This is a genomic window from Massilia niastensis DSM 21313 (assembly GCF_000382345.1).
Taxonomy (GTDB): Bacteria; Pseudomonadota; Gammaproteobacteria; order Burkholderiales; family Burkholderiaceae_D; genus Telluria; species Telluria niastensis.
In genome coordinates, this window is record NZ_KB908086.1 from 57,305 (window position 1) to 69,489 (window position 12,185).

Annotated in this window: 14 protein-coding genes; 11 read left to right on the forward strand and 3 right to left on the reverse strand. The window is 68.4% G+C overall.

What is annotated here, in order from left to right:
- Window positions 1-94: 94 nt before the first annotated feature.
- The 3 genes from H162_RS32585 to H162_RS0108580 all read left to right on the forward strand — a co-directional run bounded on the left by H162_RS32585 (window position 95) and on the right by H162_RS0108580 (window position 4,105).
- Window positions 95-2,893, forward strand: coding sequence for a PAS domain-containing hybrid sensor histidine kinase/response regulator (locus H162_RS32585; RefSeq protein WP_156885522.1), 2,799 nt, complete (start codon window positions 95-97; stop codon window positions 2,891-2,893).
- A 202-nt stretch (window positions 2,894-3,095) separates the two neighbouring features.
- Window positions 3,096-3,278: a hypothetical protein gene (locus H162_RS0108575; RefSeq protein ID WP_020653048.1), complete on the forward strand. Its 183-nt coding sequence runs from the start codon at window positions 3,096-3,098 to the stop codon at window positions 3,276-3,278.
- Between the two features lie 143 nt (window positions 3,279-3,421).
- A complete protein-coding gene (locus tag H162_RS0108580) occupies window positions 3,422-4,105 on the forward strand; it encodes an SOS response-associated peptidase (protein ID WP_020653049.1) in 684 nt (227 codons plus the stop codon).
- A gap of 25 nt (window positions 4,106-4,130) precedes the next feature.
- Here the strand turns inward: H162_RS0108580 and H162_RS0108585 are convergent, their stop codons facing one another.
- Window positions 4,131-4,862 (reverse strand): siderophore-interacting protein, encoded by a 732-nt coding sequence (locus tag H162_RS0108585; RefSeq protein ID WP_020653050.1) that lies wholly within the window; start codon window positions 4,860-4,862, stop codon window positions 4,131-4,133.
- Window positions 4,863-4,895: 33 nt separating this feature from the next.
- Here H162_RS0108585 and H162_RS0108590 point away from each other — a divergent pair, with 33 nt between their 5' ends.
- From H162_RS0108590 to H162_RS0108610, 5 genes are all read left to right on the forward strand, one after another.
- The gene (locus H162_RS0108590; RefSeq protein ID WP_020653051.1) at window positions 4,896-5,375 is read left to right on the forward strand and encodes a MarR family winged helix-turn-helix transcriptional regulator; all 480 of its coding nucleotides are present in this window, start codon (window positions 4,896-4,898) and stop codon (window positions 5,373-5,375) included.
- Between the two features lie 64 nt (window positions 5,376-5,439).
- Window positions 5,440-6,093, forward strand: coding sequence for a MarR family winged helix-turn-helix transcriptional regulator (locus tag H162_RS0108595; protein ID WP_020653052.1), 654 nt, complete (start codon window positions 5,440-5,442; stop codon window positions 6,091-6,093).
- 33 nt (window positions 6,094-6,126) lie between these two features.
- Window positions 6,127-6,648 carry a peroxiredoxin family protein gene (locus H162_RS0108600; protein ID WP_020653053.1) on the forward strand — a complete coding sequence of 174 codons (522 nt, stop codon included), beginning with the start codon at window positions 6,127-6,129 and terminating at the stop codon, window positions 6,646-6,648.
- A gap of 11 nt (window positions 6,649-6,659) precedes the next feature.
- Window positions 6,660-7,367, forward strand: a complete 708-nt coding sequence (locus tag H162_RS0108605; protein ID WP_020653054.1) for a glutamine amidotransferase-related protein — start codon at window positions 6,660-6,662, stop codon at window positions 7,365-7,367.
- A gap of 30 nt (window positions 7,368-7,397) precedes the next feature.
- Window positions 7,398-7,649, forward strand: a complete 252-nt coding sequence (locus tag H162_RS0108610; RefSeq protein WP_020653055.1) for a hypothetical protein — start codon at window positions 7,398-7,400, stop codon at window positions 7,647-7,649.
- A 75-nt stretch (window positions 7,650-7,724) separates the two neighbouring features.
- Here the strand turns inward: H162_RS0108610 and H162_RS0108615 are convergent, their stop codons facing one another.
- The gene (locus H162_RS0108615) at window positions 7,725-8,369 is read right to left on the reverse strand and encodes a cysteine hydrolase family protein (RefSeq protein ID WP_020653056.1); all 645 of its coding nucleotides are present in this window, start codon (window positions 8,367-8,369) and stop codon (window positions 7,725-7,727) included.
- Between the two features lie 220 nt (window positions 8,370-8,589).
- On the opposite strand from H162_RS0108615, the gene H162_RS0108620 reads away from it, so the two are divergent.
- A complete protein-coding gene (locus H162_RS0108620; protein WP_020653057.1) occupies window positions 8,590-9,303 on the forward strand; it encodes an SDR family oxidoreductase in 714 nt (237 codons plus the stop codon).
- On the opposite strand, the gene H162_RS0108625 is transcribed toward H162_RS0108620, so the two are convergent.
- Window positions 9,304-10,227, reverse strand: coding sequence for a LysR family transcriptional regulator (locus tag H162_RS0108625; protein ID WP_020653058.1), 924 nt, complete (start codon window positions 10,225-10,227; stop codon window positions 9,304-9,306).
- A gap of 189 nt (window positions 10,228-10,416) precedes the next feature.
- On the opposite strand from H162_RS0108625, the gene H162_RS0108630 reads away from it, so the two are divergent.
- Window positions 10,417-11,370: a LysR family transcriptional regulator gene (locus H162_RS0108630; protein ID WP_020653059.1), complete on the forward strand. Its 954-nt coding sequence runs from the start codon at window positions 10,417-10,419 to the stop codon at window positions 11,368-11,370.
- A gap of 224 nt (window positions 11,371-11,594) precedes the next feature.
- Window positions 11,595-12,149: a flavodoxin family protein gene (locus H162_RS0108635; protein ID WP_020653060.1), complete on the forward strand. Its 555-nt coding sequence runs from the start codon at window positions 11,595-11,597 to the stop codon at window positions 12,147-12,149.
- Window positions 12,150-12,185: the final 36 nt, after the last annotated feature.

Genomic DNA, 12,185 nt, shown 5'->3' on the forward strand with positions numbered 1-12,185 from the left:
TATCCGAGGAAGATACCGCACGCGCTACCCGGCAAACGCCGGGGGCGAGTCCGATATACTGCGGACCTGTTACTGCAAAAATGATCATTCCCCCATGACTGACGCCGATTCCGCTGACCAAACTTCCCTGTCGACCGATTTTCCGGCCGGGGACGCCGCCGGGGAACAGGCAATGCTGGCGCGCCTGCGCGAACTGGAGCGGCGCCTGCAGGAAGAGGTGGCGGCGCGCGAACGCGCCGAGCGCATGCTCGCGCTCGAGCAGCGGCGCAGCAACCGCTTCCTGCGCAGCCTGAAGGATGGCTTCGTGCTGATGGACCACGGCTTCCGGGTCCTGCAGGTGAATGCGGCGGGCATCGCGATCGACGGCCGTCCCGAGTCCGAGATCGTCGGGCGCACGCACTGGGAGCTGTGGCCGGGATCCGAGCACCTGGAAATCGGCAAGGTCTACGAAAGGGTGATGCGCGAGCGCGAGCCGGCCGTGGTCCGCAACTGCTACCACCACAAGGACCGCGAGCTGTGGTTCGACATCCATGCCTATCCCGACGAGGAGGGCATCGCGGTCGTGTACCGCGACATCACCCGGCAGGAGCGCACCGAGCGCGAGCTGCTCGAGCTCAGCCGCAAGTCGGAGCAGCGGCGCCGCCTGTACGAGACGATCCTGTCGAACACGCCCGACCTGGCCTACGTATGGGACCTGAACCACCGTTTCACCTATGCGAACGAAGTCCTGCTCAAGATGTGGGGCATGAGCTGGGACGAGGCCATCGGCAGGAACTGCCTCGAGATCGGCTATGAACCCTGGCACGCCGAGATGCATGGCCGCGAGATCGAGCAGGTCAAGGCGACCAGGGCGCCGGTCCAGGGCGAGGTGCCGTTCAACGGCACCTTCGGCCGCCGCATCTACGATTACATCCTGGTCCCGGTCATCGGGCCGAACGGGGATGTCGAAGCGGTGGCCGGCACCACCCGCGACATCACCGAGCGCAAGGAAAGCGAGATGGCGCTGAAGCTCAACGAAGAGCGCTTCCGCTCCCTGGTCACGGCCAGCACCCAGATCGTCTGGCAATGCGGCGGCGATGGCGCCGTCCACGAGGATTCCCCGTCGTGGCGCGCCTTCACCGGGCGGACCCAGGAGCAGATGGCGGGCTTCGGCTGGCGCGACGCGATCCATCCGGACGACCGCCAGCGCAGCGTCGACCACTGGGGCGCATGCGTCGCCGGAAAGCGGCCCTACGAGACCGAGCAGCGCCTGCTGCGCTTTGACGGCCAGTACCGCTGGACCCTGGTGCGCGCGGTGCCGCTGTTCCACCCGGACGGCGCGATCCGCGAATGGGTGGGGACGCATACCGATATCCAGGACCGCAAGGAAGCCGAGATCGACCGCCAGCGCTTCGTCTCGCTGGCCGAGCGCAGCACCGATTTCATCGGCATGTGCGGCGCCGACATGGTGCCGTTCTTCCTCAACCAGGCCGCCATCGACATGGTGGGCGGCGCCAGGGAAATGCTGCTGAGTATCACGGTCGACCAGTTCATGCACCCCGACGACCGCGCCTTCATCATGGACAGCTTCTTCCCGCAGGTGGCGCGCGACGGCCATGCGGAAGCGGAGATCCGCTTCCGGCACTTCGTGACGGGCGAGCCGATCTGGATGATCTACAGCGTCTACGCCCTGTTCGACGTCCACGGGAAGATCGACGGCTACGGCACCGTCAGCCGGAACATCACCGAACGCAAGCTGGGCGAGGAACAGCTGCGCCATCTGGCGACCGACCTGTCGGCCGCCAACAACCGGAAAACGGAATTCCTCGCGACCCTGGCCCACGAGCTGCGCAATCCGCTGGCGCCGCTGCGCACGGGCCTCGACCTGATGCGGCTTGCCAACCATAACGGCACCGTGCTGGACAAGGCGCACGACATGATGGACCGCCAGCTGCGCCAGATGGTGCACCTGATCGACGACCTGATGGACATCTCGCGGATCAACAGCGGCAAGATCGAACTGAAGCGAACCAGGGTCGAGATCAAGGCGGTGGTCGCCAGCGCCATCGAAAGCGTGCTGCCGATGGTGGAAAGCGCGCACCACAAGCTGGACGTCGTGATGCCGGAGCAGGGGATATGGCTGGATGCGGATCCGACCCGCCTGGCGCAGATCCTCGTGAACCTGCTCGCCAACGCCTGCAAGTACACCCCCAACGGCGGGCTGATCGCGCTGACCATGCATCTCGAGGGCGACGCCGGCCTGGTGATCGCGGTCCGCGACAGCGGCATCGGCATCCCGCGCGCATCGCTGGACGAGGTGTTCGAGATGTTCAGCCAGGTATCGCAGAACATGGGGCGCGCCCAGGGCGGGCTTGGGATCGGCCTGGCGCTGGTGCGCAGCCTGGTGCGGCTGCATGGCGGCGCGGTGTCCGCCGACAGCGCCGGGCCGGGCCACGGCACCACGGTCACGGTGCGCCTGCCGGTCATGGCCGTGAGCGAACCGGGGCCGGGGCGGCAGGGCGCCCGCAGCCTGCCGGCGGGCGGCGCGGTGAAGCTGCGCGTGCTCATCGCCGACGACAACGTCGATGCCGCCACCATGCTGGCGGCCCTGCTCGAGACCGCCGGGCACGCGGTCACCGTGGTACATGACGGCCATGCCGCGCTGCGCGCGGCCCGGGACGGATGTTTCGAGCTCCTGATCCTCGATATCGGCATGCCCGGCCTCACCGGCTACGAGGCGGCGGCGGAGATCCGCAAGCTGCCCCATATGCGGCATGCGCTGCTGGCGGCGCATACCGGCTGGGGCGCCAAGGACGATCGCGCGCGGGCGCTCGGGGCGGGGTTCGACGCCCACCTGACCAAGCCGGCGGGGATGGAAGACATCGAGCACCTGATCGCGCAGCTGCGGCGTTGACACCGTTTCAAGGGGTCCGTCGACACGCTTGCCAGAGGCGCAATGCTGCCCGCAAGATATATTTCCTGTGAATAAGGATTATCGCCGTTAGTGCCTTCAAGATATTCTGTTTATGAATGGCGATTATCATGAACCTCAATTTGATTTTTATCTGGGAGAGTCCATACTAGAGGCACAGAAACAGTTTATCGAGGAAATTCAAATGACTACCGCTACCAACTTCCTGTCCTCCACCCTGCGCCTTGCCCAGACCGTGCTGCAGGTTGTGTCGCCTTCCCACGGCGACACCAGCGAGCTGTCGCAGCTGTACCGCCTGTCGCGCGGCTCCGACTCGGTGCGCCCGGCCGTGAACGCACGCCTGGCCCGCCTGGGCAAGTCCCAGTAAGCCTTCCGGCACACCGCCACACCGGCCCCGATGCACCGGGGCTGCAGCCGGTGCGGTCCTGGGCAGGCGTCCGGGGCCCCGGCGGGCGGCATCCGCCACGGAAGCTGCTATCATCGGGCGTCGCGTGTCCAGGGTCCTTTTCCATGTGCGTTAATTATCGTCCGCCCACTCCCGAACAACTGCATGCGCTGGAAGCCTTCAGCGACCTGCCCGGCGACTGGCGCTGGCCGGACGAAACCTGGAAGGACTACGCCGCGCCCATCCTCCGTTCGGAGCGGGCAGGGCAGCCGCTTGCCTGCCTGGCAAGCTACGGGATGGTGCCGCGCCGGCACATCCCGCCCGGTGTCAAGCCATTCGACACCATGAATGCGCGCGCGGAGTCGCTCGGCGAACGCCGATCCTTCGCGCCGGCCTGGCGCAGGCTGCAGTTCTGCGCCGTGCCGATGACATGTTTCTACGAACCCTGCTACGAGAGCGGGCGTGCGGAGCGTGTCGGCATCGGCATGCGCGACGACGCGCTGTTCTACGTGGCCGGCCTGTGGCGCGAATGGAGCGAGCCGGATGGCAGCATCCAGACCTCGTTCACCCAGATCACCATCAACGCGGACCAGCATCCGCTGATGCGGCGCATGCACAAGCCCGGCGACGAAAAGCGCTCGCTGGTCATCCTTCCCGACGACGAAGTGCGAGCCTGGCTCGCCTGCCCGGACATCGAGGTCGCGCGCAGCTTCCTGCGCGATTATCCGGCCGGGCGCATGAAGGCCTGGCCGGCCCCGCGCACGGTGGCGAAGGCCGCCGCGCTGCCCCAGACCGGCTCCCTGTTCTAGGAGCCTGTCCCGGCTGGCGGCGGCATCAGTCCAGGTTCTCGTGGTGATCCGCGACGCCCTTCTTCCAGTAGGCCGACACCCGCATCGCTTCCTTCGGCACGGCCTTCTCCGCGCCCAGCACGTCGCGCAGGCGGCGCATCGCGCCCGCCTCGCCAGCGCCCCAGGCGAAACCCTCGCCCGCCGGCAGCGCCAGCGCGCGCACCACCGCGATCAGTTCATCCTCATCGGCCACCCAGTACTGCTGCAGCTTTGCCGGGCTGGCAAGTTCCAGGTGGTCGCCTTCGGCGGCGGCCGCCACCACGATCACCTGCGCCGACGCCGGCAATTCCTCGAGGCGGCGCCGGATCGCGGGCAGGGCGGTCGCGTCGCCCACCAGCAGGTGCCAGTCGTAGTCGAGCGGAATGATCATCGAGCCGCGCGGCCCGCCGATGGTGGCGCTGTCTCCCGGCCTGGCCCGGCGCGCCCAGTCCGAGGCCGCGCCTTCGCCGTGCAGGGCGAATTCGATCGTCAGTTCGCGCGATTGCGTATCGTAGCGGCGCGGCGTATAGTCGCGGCGCGCCAGTTCGCCGCTGCCGTCGGGAATCATGAACTTGACGTGGTCGTCGAAGGACAGCGAGACGAAGTCGGCCAGCGAGTCGTCCCTGAAGGTGACGCTGACGAAGTTGGCCCCCACCTGCGTCACCTCGGTGACGACGACCTCGCGCCGGCGCAGTTCGTGGCGGACCCGCTGCACGGCCCTGTGTTTACTCGCTTCCATGCTTGCTCCAGATAGTTGATAATGTCACCTATTATGAAAAAACCAGTTGATAAAGTCAACCAAAATCGCGCGACCGAGGCCGACGATGTCCTCGAAGCCATCCATTCGATCATGCACATGGTGCGTTCGCAGCAGTTGCGGGCGCCGGGCGTGGCGGAGCTGGACCTCACGCACATGGAAAGCAAGGTGCTCGGTTTCTTCGCGCGCCACCCCGGCGCGACCCAGAGCGAGCTGGCGCTGCATTCCGGGCGCGACAAGGCGCAGCTCACGCGCCTGGTGCGCGGCCTGCGCGACAAGGGCCTGCTGGCGGCCAGCGCCGACGAATCCGACCGCCGCAGCACGCGGCTGCAGCTCAGTGCCGAGGGCGAAGCGCTGCACGCGCGGGTGGCGGAGCAGCGCCTCAGGCTGGCCGACCTCGCCCTCGCCGCGCTCGCGCCGCCGGAGCGGGAACAGCTGCGGGCGCTGCTGGAGCGCGTGCAGGCCAGCCTGAGCGCGGCCGGCCGGGACGCATGACTGGCCGCTGGTGAAATATGTAGGACTCCTTGACATATCCCGGCGGTGTGCTAATCTGCCCGCCATGGACATCACACCCGAAACCCCCTGGGACAGCACGCCGGACGTCTCGGCGCGCATCGTCACCGCCATCGCGCGCATCGCCACCGTGCTGCGCTCGGGGATGTGGGAGGTGTCGACCAGCGAGAACCTGAATCCGGCCCAGGCCGAGATCCTGCAGCTGCTGCAGCACCGCACCCGCGGCGTGCGCCTGACCTGGCTGGCGAAGCAGCTGTCGATTTCGGCGGCCAGCGCCAGCGACTCGGTCGCCGCGCTGGTGGCCAAGGGCCTGGTGCGCAAGGCGCGCGCCGAGGACGACGGCCGCGCCACGGCGCTGCACCTGACCCAGGAAGGCGAGCGGGTCGCGCTGCGCCTGGGGTATGCGCTGTCGTTCGCGGATGCGGCGGCATCGAGCCTGCCGCAGGAGCAGCAGGTCCAGCTGCTCACCGGCCTGTTCCGGCTGATCGCCCAGCTGCAGAAGACCGACCGTTTTCCCGAGCTGCGCGCCTGCCTGTCGTGCCGGCACTTCGAACCGAACAAGTATCCGGGGCAGGCCGTGCCGCACCACTGCGCGCTGGTGAATGCGCCGCTGCCGATCTCCTTCCTGCGCATCGATTGCGCGGAACACGAACCGACCGACCCGGCCAGCCAGCGCCGCAACTGGGAAAGCTTCGCCTGATTTTTTTTGCCATCAATAGTTAGGAGTCCTACAATGAACATGCAAGTCCAGCAGCAAGCCGCGCCCGAGTTCGAGGTCTCGGCCTGGTTCAACGCCCCGCAACCGGTGAGCCTGGCCTCGCTGCGCGGCAAGGTGGCGGCCGTGTATGCCTTCCAGATGCTGTGCCCGGGCTGCGTCTCGCACGGCATCCCGCAGGCCAAGGCGATCCGCCAGCTGTTCGCGCAGGACGAGGTGGCGGTGCTCGGCCTGCACACCGTGTTCGAGCACCACGACGCGATGAACGAACGCGCGCTCGCGGCCTTCATCCACGAATACCGGATCGGCTTCCCGGTCGGCGTCGACCAGCCCTCGGAGCACGGCCCGGTGCCGCGCACCATGGCGCGCTACCAGATGCGCGGCACGCCGACCCTGCTGCTGTTCGACCGCGCCGGCGTGCTGCGCCACAGCCTGTTCGGCGCCGCCGAGGACATGCAGGTCGGGGCGCTGATCGGACGCTTGCTGGCGGAGGCGCCGCCGGCGGCCGGCTGCGACAGCGTCGGCTGCCTGCTGCCCTGAAGGAGGACGGCATGGAATGCATCGCGGTCTACCACGTCGCCTTCGAGGACCTGGGCAGCTTCGCCGCGCCCCTGCGCGAACGCGGCTACGGGATCAGCTACCGGCATGCCGGCGCCGAACCGCTCACGCCCGAGGAATGGCGACGGGCCGACCTGGTGGTGGTGCTGGGCGGCCCGATCGGGGCGGGCGACACCGCCCTGTACCCGTGGCTGGCGGACGAACTGGCCGGCATCCGCGCCCGCCTGGCCTTGCGCCGTCCGACCCTGGGCATCTGCCTCGGCGCCCAGCTGATGGCGGTGGCCCTTGGCGGCGCCATCGCACGCCGCAGCGGCCCTGGCGGCCGGCCGCAGAGCGAGATCGGCTGGGGCGAACTGGCGCTGGCCGCGCCGGACGGCGTGCTGGCGGGGCTTGCAGGACTGCCGGTGCTGCACTGGCACGGCGACAACATCGTTCCGCCGCCGGGCCTGGCGGCGCTGGCCTCGACGCCGGGCACGCCCTGCCAGGCCTTCGCGCTGGACGATTACGCGCTGGGCCTGCAGTTCCACGCCGAATTCGCCGGCAGGGCGCTGGAAGCCTGGCTCACCGGCCACGCGGTGGAGCTGGCGCACGCCGGCGTCGAGCTGGCCCGCCTGCGCGCGGACACGGCGCGCCATGCGGCCAATCTGGAGCAGGGCGGGGCGCTGCTGCTGCGCCGCTGGCTGGACGGAATCGACATTTAACCCACACTAACGAAACAAAGGAACCGAAACATGAATGAAACGAACAAGTCGCTGCCCGCCACCCTGTACCACGACGGCTGCTCCACCTGCCTGCAGATCGCCTCCATCCTCGGGCGCGCCATGCCGGCGCTCGAGATCGTCGACCTGAGCAAGGAGACCGGGCGCGTGGCCGAGGCCGAGATGCTGGGCGTGACCGTGCTGCCTTGCCTGCTGGCCGACGGCGAGCTGCTGCCGGTCAGCGAGCACTCGACCCTGGCCGAACTGGCCGCCGGCGCGCACTGACGCGCTGCCCTGCCGGCCATCCTGGCGCGACGGCGCGGCTGGCGGCGGGTTCGCTCGCCGTCCGGCCGCCCGTCCTCACGGCCTGGTTGCGTCGCCGAGGGCGGCCAGCTGTGCCACCAGCTGTTCGGTGCTCACCAGCTGGTGGGCGAAGCTGGCGGCATTGATCTCGTGCGCCGCATGCAGGGCTTCGTCGCTGAACGCGGCCGTGGCGTCGCGCACCAGGGTCACGTGGTAGCCGAGTTCCGAGGCATTGCGTCCGGTGCCTTCGATGCAGGTGTTGGCGACCAGGCCGATCAGCACCACGTGGGTGATGGCGCGCTGGCGCAACTGCAGGTCGAGGTCGGTGTTCGCGAAACCGCTGCTGGCCCAGTGTTCCTTCACCACGATGTCGCCCGGCCGGGGTGCGAAGTCGGGATGCCACTCGCCGCCCCATTCGCCCTTCTGGAACACCAGCGCCCTGGCGCTGCCTGCCTGGTAGGGCGTCATGAACTTCCATCCGTCGAGGTCGCCGTGGTCGTAGCGGTGGTGCGGCACGATCACGACCGGCACGCCGGCCGCGCGCGCGGCGTCCAGCACGGCGCGCAGGTTGGCGTGCAGGCCGGCGGCGTTGCGGGTGGCGGCGATGCGCGGCCACAGCTTGCCGCCGTCGGACAGGAAATCGTTGTAGGGGTCGACCAGCAGCAGGGCAGTGTGTTGCGGAGCAAGCTCGGTGGCAGCCATGATCGTCTCTCCGGTTGGTCTGGACAGCAGCAGGGATCTTTATAGCACGCCGCTCCCCGCGCTTCATGCGGCTTAAGAGAGACATGGCGCCAGGATTGCATGGCGGCTTCACACAATTTCACACCGCCGGGCAGCATCCGGCGTTACGATGTGGATCGTCCCGCCATGCGCCGCAGAGCGCGACGGGCGCCCGCCAACCATGCAACCTGAAGGAGCGATCATGAAGATTCAGGATTCGGTGTGTTTTGTCAGTGGCGCCAACCGCGGCATCGGCCTGGAGTTCGCGCGTGCGCTGCTGTTGCGCGGCGCCGCCAGGGTCTATGCCGGGATGCGCGAAACCTCGCATTTCAGCGAACTGGGCGTGGTCCCGGTCGCGCTCGACCTGCACGACATGGAGAGCGTCATGGCCGCCGCCGACCGCTGCGGCGACGTCAACCTCCTGATCAACAACGCGGGCGTCGCCTACGTGGCGCAATCGGTGCTCGACCCCGCGATCCTGTCCGATGCGCGCGCGATGTTCGAGACCAACTATTTCGGCACCATGCGCGTGACCCAGGCCTTCGCGCCCGCCCTGCTGCGCAACGCGCCCGGCGCCATCCTCAACGTGCTGTCGATCGCCTCGTGGATCGCGGGACCGGCGCTGGCCGCGTACTCCGCCTCCAAGTCGGCCGAATGGAGCTTCACCAATGCGCTGCGGATCGAGCTGGCCGATACCAGGGTCGAGGTCAGCGCCCTGCACATGGGCTTCGTCGACACCGACCTGACCCGCGGCATGGAGGTCGTGAAACTGTCGCCGCAGGATGTGGTGAGAATCGCACTCGACGGCCTGGAACAGGGCATGGCCGAGATCATCGCCGACGAAGGCACGCGCGCCGTGAAGCACAGCCTGGGCTCGCCCGGCGCGGCCTACCTGAATCCGCCGCCGATCCATTGATCAGCGCGCGGCCGCCGTTTCCCAGGGCACGCCGTCCTGCCAGCGCGCGGCCAGCAGGTCGATGAAGGCGCGGATGCGCGGCGACAGGTGGCGCTTGCTCGGGTACAGCAGGTCGATCGGATCCGGGGCGGGACGGTAGTCGTCCAGCACCTCGACCAGGAGGCCTGCGCGCAGGTCCGCGCCGACGATATAGGTCGGCAGGGTGACCAGGCCGAAGCCGCCCAGCGCCGCCGCGCGCAGCGCTTCCGAACTGTCGATGTGCAGGCGCCCGGGGCCGTCGAAGCGCCAGGGACCGTCGGGCGTGATGAAGTCCCAGCCGCGCGGCCGCCCGCCGGCGACCAGCACGATGGCGTCATGCGCGGCCACTTCCTGCGGCTGCAGCGGGGCGCCGCGCCGCGCCAGGTAGCCGGGGGCGGCGCAGGTGATGAACTGCTGGCGGGCAATGGTGCGGGTCAGCAGTTGGGTATCGTCCCGGGGCGCGGCGATCCGGATCGCGATGTCGAAGCCTTCCTCGACCAGGTCGATGAAGCGGTCGGTGAGCGCGATGTCGGCGCGCAGTTCGGGCCACTGCTTCAGGTAGGCGTCCAGCAGCGGCAGAATGTGGCGCTGGCCGAAGGACAGCGGGGCCGTCAGGCGCAGGGTGCCGGTCGGCCGGGCGCGGCGCTGCGCGATGGTGGCGTCGATCTCGTCCAGGTCTTCCAGCACCTGGCGGTAGCGCTCGACCACCAGCTTGCCTTCGTCGGTCAGGCTGAGGCTGCGCGTGGTGCGGTTCAGCAGGCGCACGCCGAACCAGGACTCCAGGCGCACGATGCTCTTGCCGATGGCCGAGCGGGTGACGCCGAGCACGTCGGCGGCGGCGGTGAAGCTGCCGGCCTTGACGGCGGTGACGAAGGCGGCGATGTCGCCGAGGCGGTGCGGTTCCATGGGCGGGCCAGGTACTGGACACAGGGATTATTCTCGGGTTCCGGCGCCCTGTCCACCGGACAGAGCGCCCCCTGTCCACCGGACAGGACGCCCCTGTCCAGCGGCAGGCGGGAAGGGCGGTGGTGCACGGCCGCGGGGTAAATCCAGTATGATCGGTTCGTGTCAAACCACCAACCATGTAGCCAATCCGTGAGCCGGCAATTCGACGATATCCTGCTGGGCAGCATCGAGCTGTTCTGCTCTGCTGCCGAACTGGGCAGCTTTACGGCGGCGGCGACGGCGGCCGCGGTGACGCCCGCCGCGGTGAGCCGCGCGGTGTCGCGCCTCGAGGCGCGCCTCGGCGTGCGCCTGTTCGTGCGCACCACCCGCACCCTGAACCTGACCGAGGCGGGCCGCGACTACTTCACCCAGTGCCGCGAGGCGCTCAACCAGCTGGTCGAGGCCGAGCGCCTGGTCACCGGACGCCAGAGCGCGCCGGCCGGGCTGCTGCGCATCAGCATGCCCACGCCCTATGGCCACTACCGGGTGCTGCCGCTGCTGCCGGCATTCACGCGCCAGTTCCCGGAGGTGAAGGTGGAGTTCCACCTGAGTAACCGCAACGTGGATTTCGGCGACGAGGGCTTCGACCTGGCCATCCGCGGCCGCGCCCCGTCCGATTCGACCATGATCTCACGCAAGCTGGAGGATGCCGAACTGGTGGTGGTCGCCACGCCCGCCTACCTGAAGCAGGCCGGCACGCCGGACTCGCCCGAGGCGCTGCGCGAGCACAACTGCATCCAGTTCGCCCTGCCCAGCACCGGCCGCAACATCCCTTGGCTGTTCCGCGACGGCGAGGAGGACATCGAGATGCAGACCACCGGCCTGTACGGCTGCGCCGAGGATATCCTCGGGGCGGTGACCCTGGTGCGCGCCGGCGGCGGCATCTTCCAGACCTACCGCTTCATCGTCGACAAGGACATCGAGGAGGGCCGGCTGGTCGAGCTGCTGCCCCGGTATGGCGGGCGCTCGCGTCCGTTCTGCCTGCTCTATCCCCATGGCCGCCACGTCGCCCTGCGCGTGCGCGCCTTCGTCGACTTCCTGGTCGATGCCTTGCGTGACCAGCCTGCCAAACAGGCCGCGCGCAAGGTCAAGGCCGTCGTCTGATTCTTTCCACGGCACCCGCCAGTGCCGACTGCATTCGTTACATGATGTATCGATTGTCTTGCCTGCCTCCATCTTTTTCCGAATCTCACGACTCCCTATAGTGCAACCCAAGGACGGCGCGTTGCCGCCGGCACCTGGTAATGCTGTAGGAGAACGTCGTGAACACCATTCGTCACCTGATCAACCGGCTATTCAAGTCATCCGATACTACGCAGGAGAGCATCATGAACAAATCGATCGTCATCGTATTCCATAGCGGCTACGGCCACACCCGCAAGATCGCCGAAGCGGTCGCCGAGGGCAGCCGCGGCCAGCTGCTCGCCATCGACGCCGAGGGCAACCTGCCGGAAGGCGGCTGGGAGTCGCTGGCGGCGGCCGACGCCATCGTCTTCGGCTCGCCGACCTACATGGGCAATGTGAGCTGGCAGTTCAAGAAATTCGCCGACGAGTCCTCCAAGGTCTGGGGCGCCCAGGGCTGGAAGGACAAGCTGGGGGCGGCCTTCACCAACTCGGCCTCGGTGGCCGGCGACAAGCAGACCACGCTGTACACCATGTTCACCCTGGCCCAGCAGCACGGCATGATGTGGGTCGGCACCGGCATGATGCCGAGCAACGCCAAGGCGGCGCGGCGCGACGACGTGAACTACCTGTCCTCGTTCGCCGGCCTGGCGACGGCCACGCCCTCGGACGCCTCGGCCGACGAGATGGTGCGGGGCGATCTGCAGACCGCCATCCTGTTCGGCCAGCGCGTGCGCGACAGCGTCGCCCGCGTGGCCTGAGCCAGAACCGGCGCGACGGCGGCCGGCAGCGCCGCC

What these genes read in the sequence shown, in the direction of transcription:
- H162_RS32585 (WP_156885522.1), top strand. Translation starts at nt 95, where the DNA reads ATGACTGACGCCGATTCCGCTGACCAAACTTCCCTGTCGACCGATTTT.
- H162_RS0108575 (WP_020653048.1), top strand. Translation starts at nt 3,096, where the DNA reads ATGACTACCGCTACCAACTTCCTGTCCTCCACCCTGCGCCTTGCCCAG.
- H162_RS0108580 (WP_020653049.1), top strand. Translation starts at nt 3,422, where the DNA reads ATGTGCGTTAATTATCGTCCGCCCACTCCCGAACAACTGCATGCGCTG.
- H162_RS0108585 (WP_020653050.1), bottom strand. Translation starts at nt 4,862, where the DNA reads ATGGAAGCGAGTAAACACAGGGCCGTGCAGCGGGTCCGCCACGAACTG.
- H162_RS0108590 (WP_020653051.1), top strand. Translation starts at nt 4,896, where the DNA reads ATGAAAAAACCAGTTGATAAAGTCAACCAAAATCGCGCGACCGAGGCC.
- H162_RS0108595 (WP_020653052.1), top strand. Translation starts at nt 5,440, where the DNA reads ATGGACATCACACCCGAAACCCCCTGGGACAGCACGCCGGACGTCTCG.
- H162_RS0108600 (WP_020653053.1), top strand. Translation starts at nt 6,127, where the DNA reads ATGAACATGCAAGTCCAGCAGCAAGCCGCGCCCGAGTTCGAGGTCTCG.
- H162_RS0108605 (WP_020653054.1), top strand. Translation starts at nt 6,660, where the DNA reads ATGGAATGCATCGCGGTCTACCACGTCGCCTTCGAGGACCTGGGCAGC.
- H162_RS0108610 (WP_020653055.1), top strand. Translation starts at nt 7,398, where the DNA reads ATGAATGAAACGAACAAGTCGCTGCCCGCCACCCTGTACCACGACGGC.
- H162_RS0108615 (WP_020653056.1), bottom strand. Translation starts at nt 8,369, where the DNA reads ATGGCTGCCACCGAGCTTGCTCCGCAACACACTGCCCTGCTGCTGGTC.
- H162_RS0108620 (WP_020653057.1), top strand. Translation starts at nt 8,590, where the DNA reads ATGAAGATTCAGGATTCGGTGTGTTTTGTCAGTGGCGCCAACCGCGGC.
- H162_RS0108625 (WP_020653058.1), bottom strand. Translation starts at nt 10,227, where the DNA reads ATGGAACCGCACCGCCTCGGCGACATCGCCGCCTTCGTCACCGCCGTC.
- H162_RS0108635 (WP_020653060.1), top strand. Translation starts at nt 11,595, where the DNA reads ATGAACAAATCGATCGTCATCGTATTCCATAGCGGCTACGGCCACACC.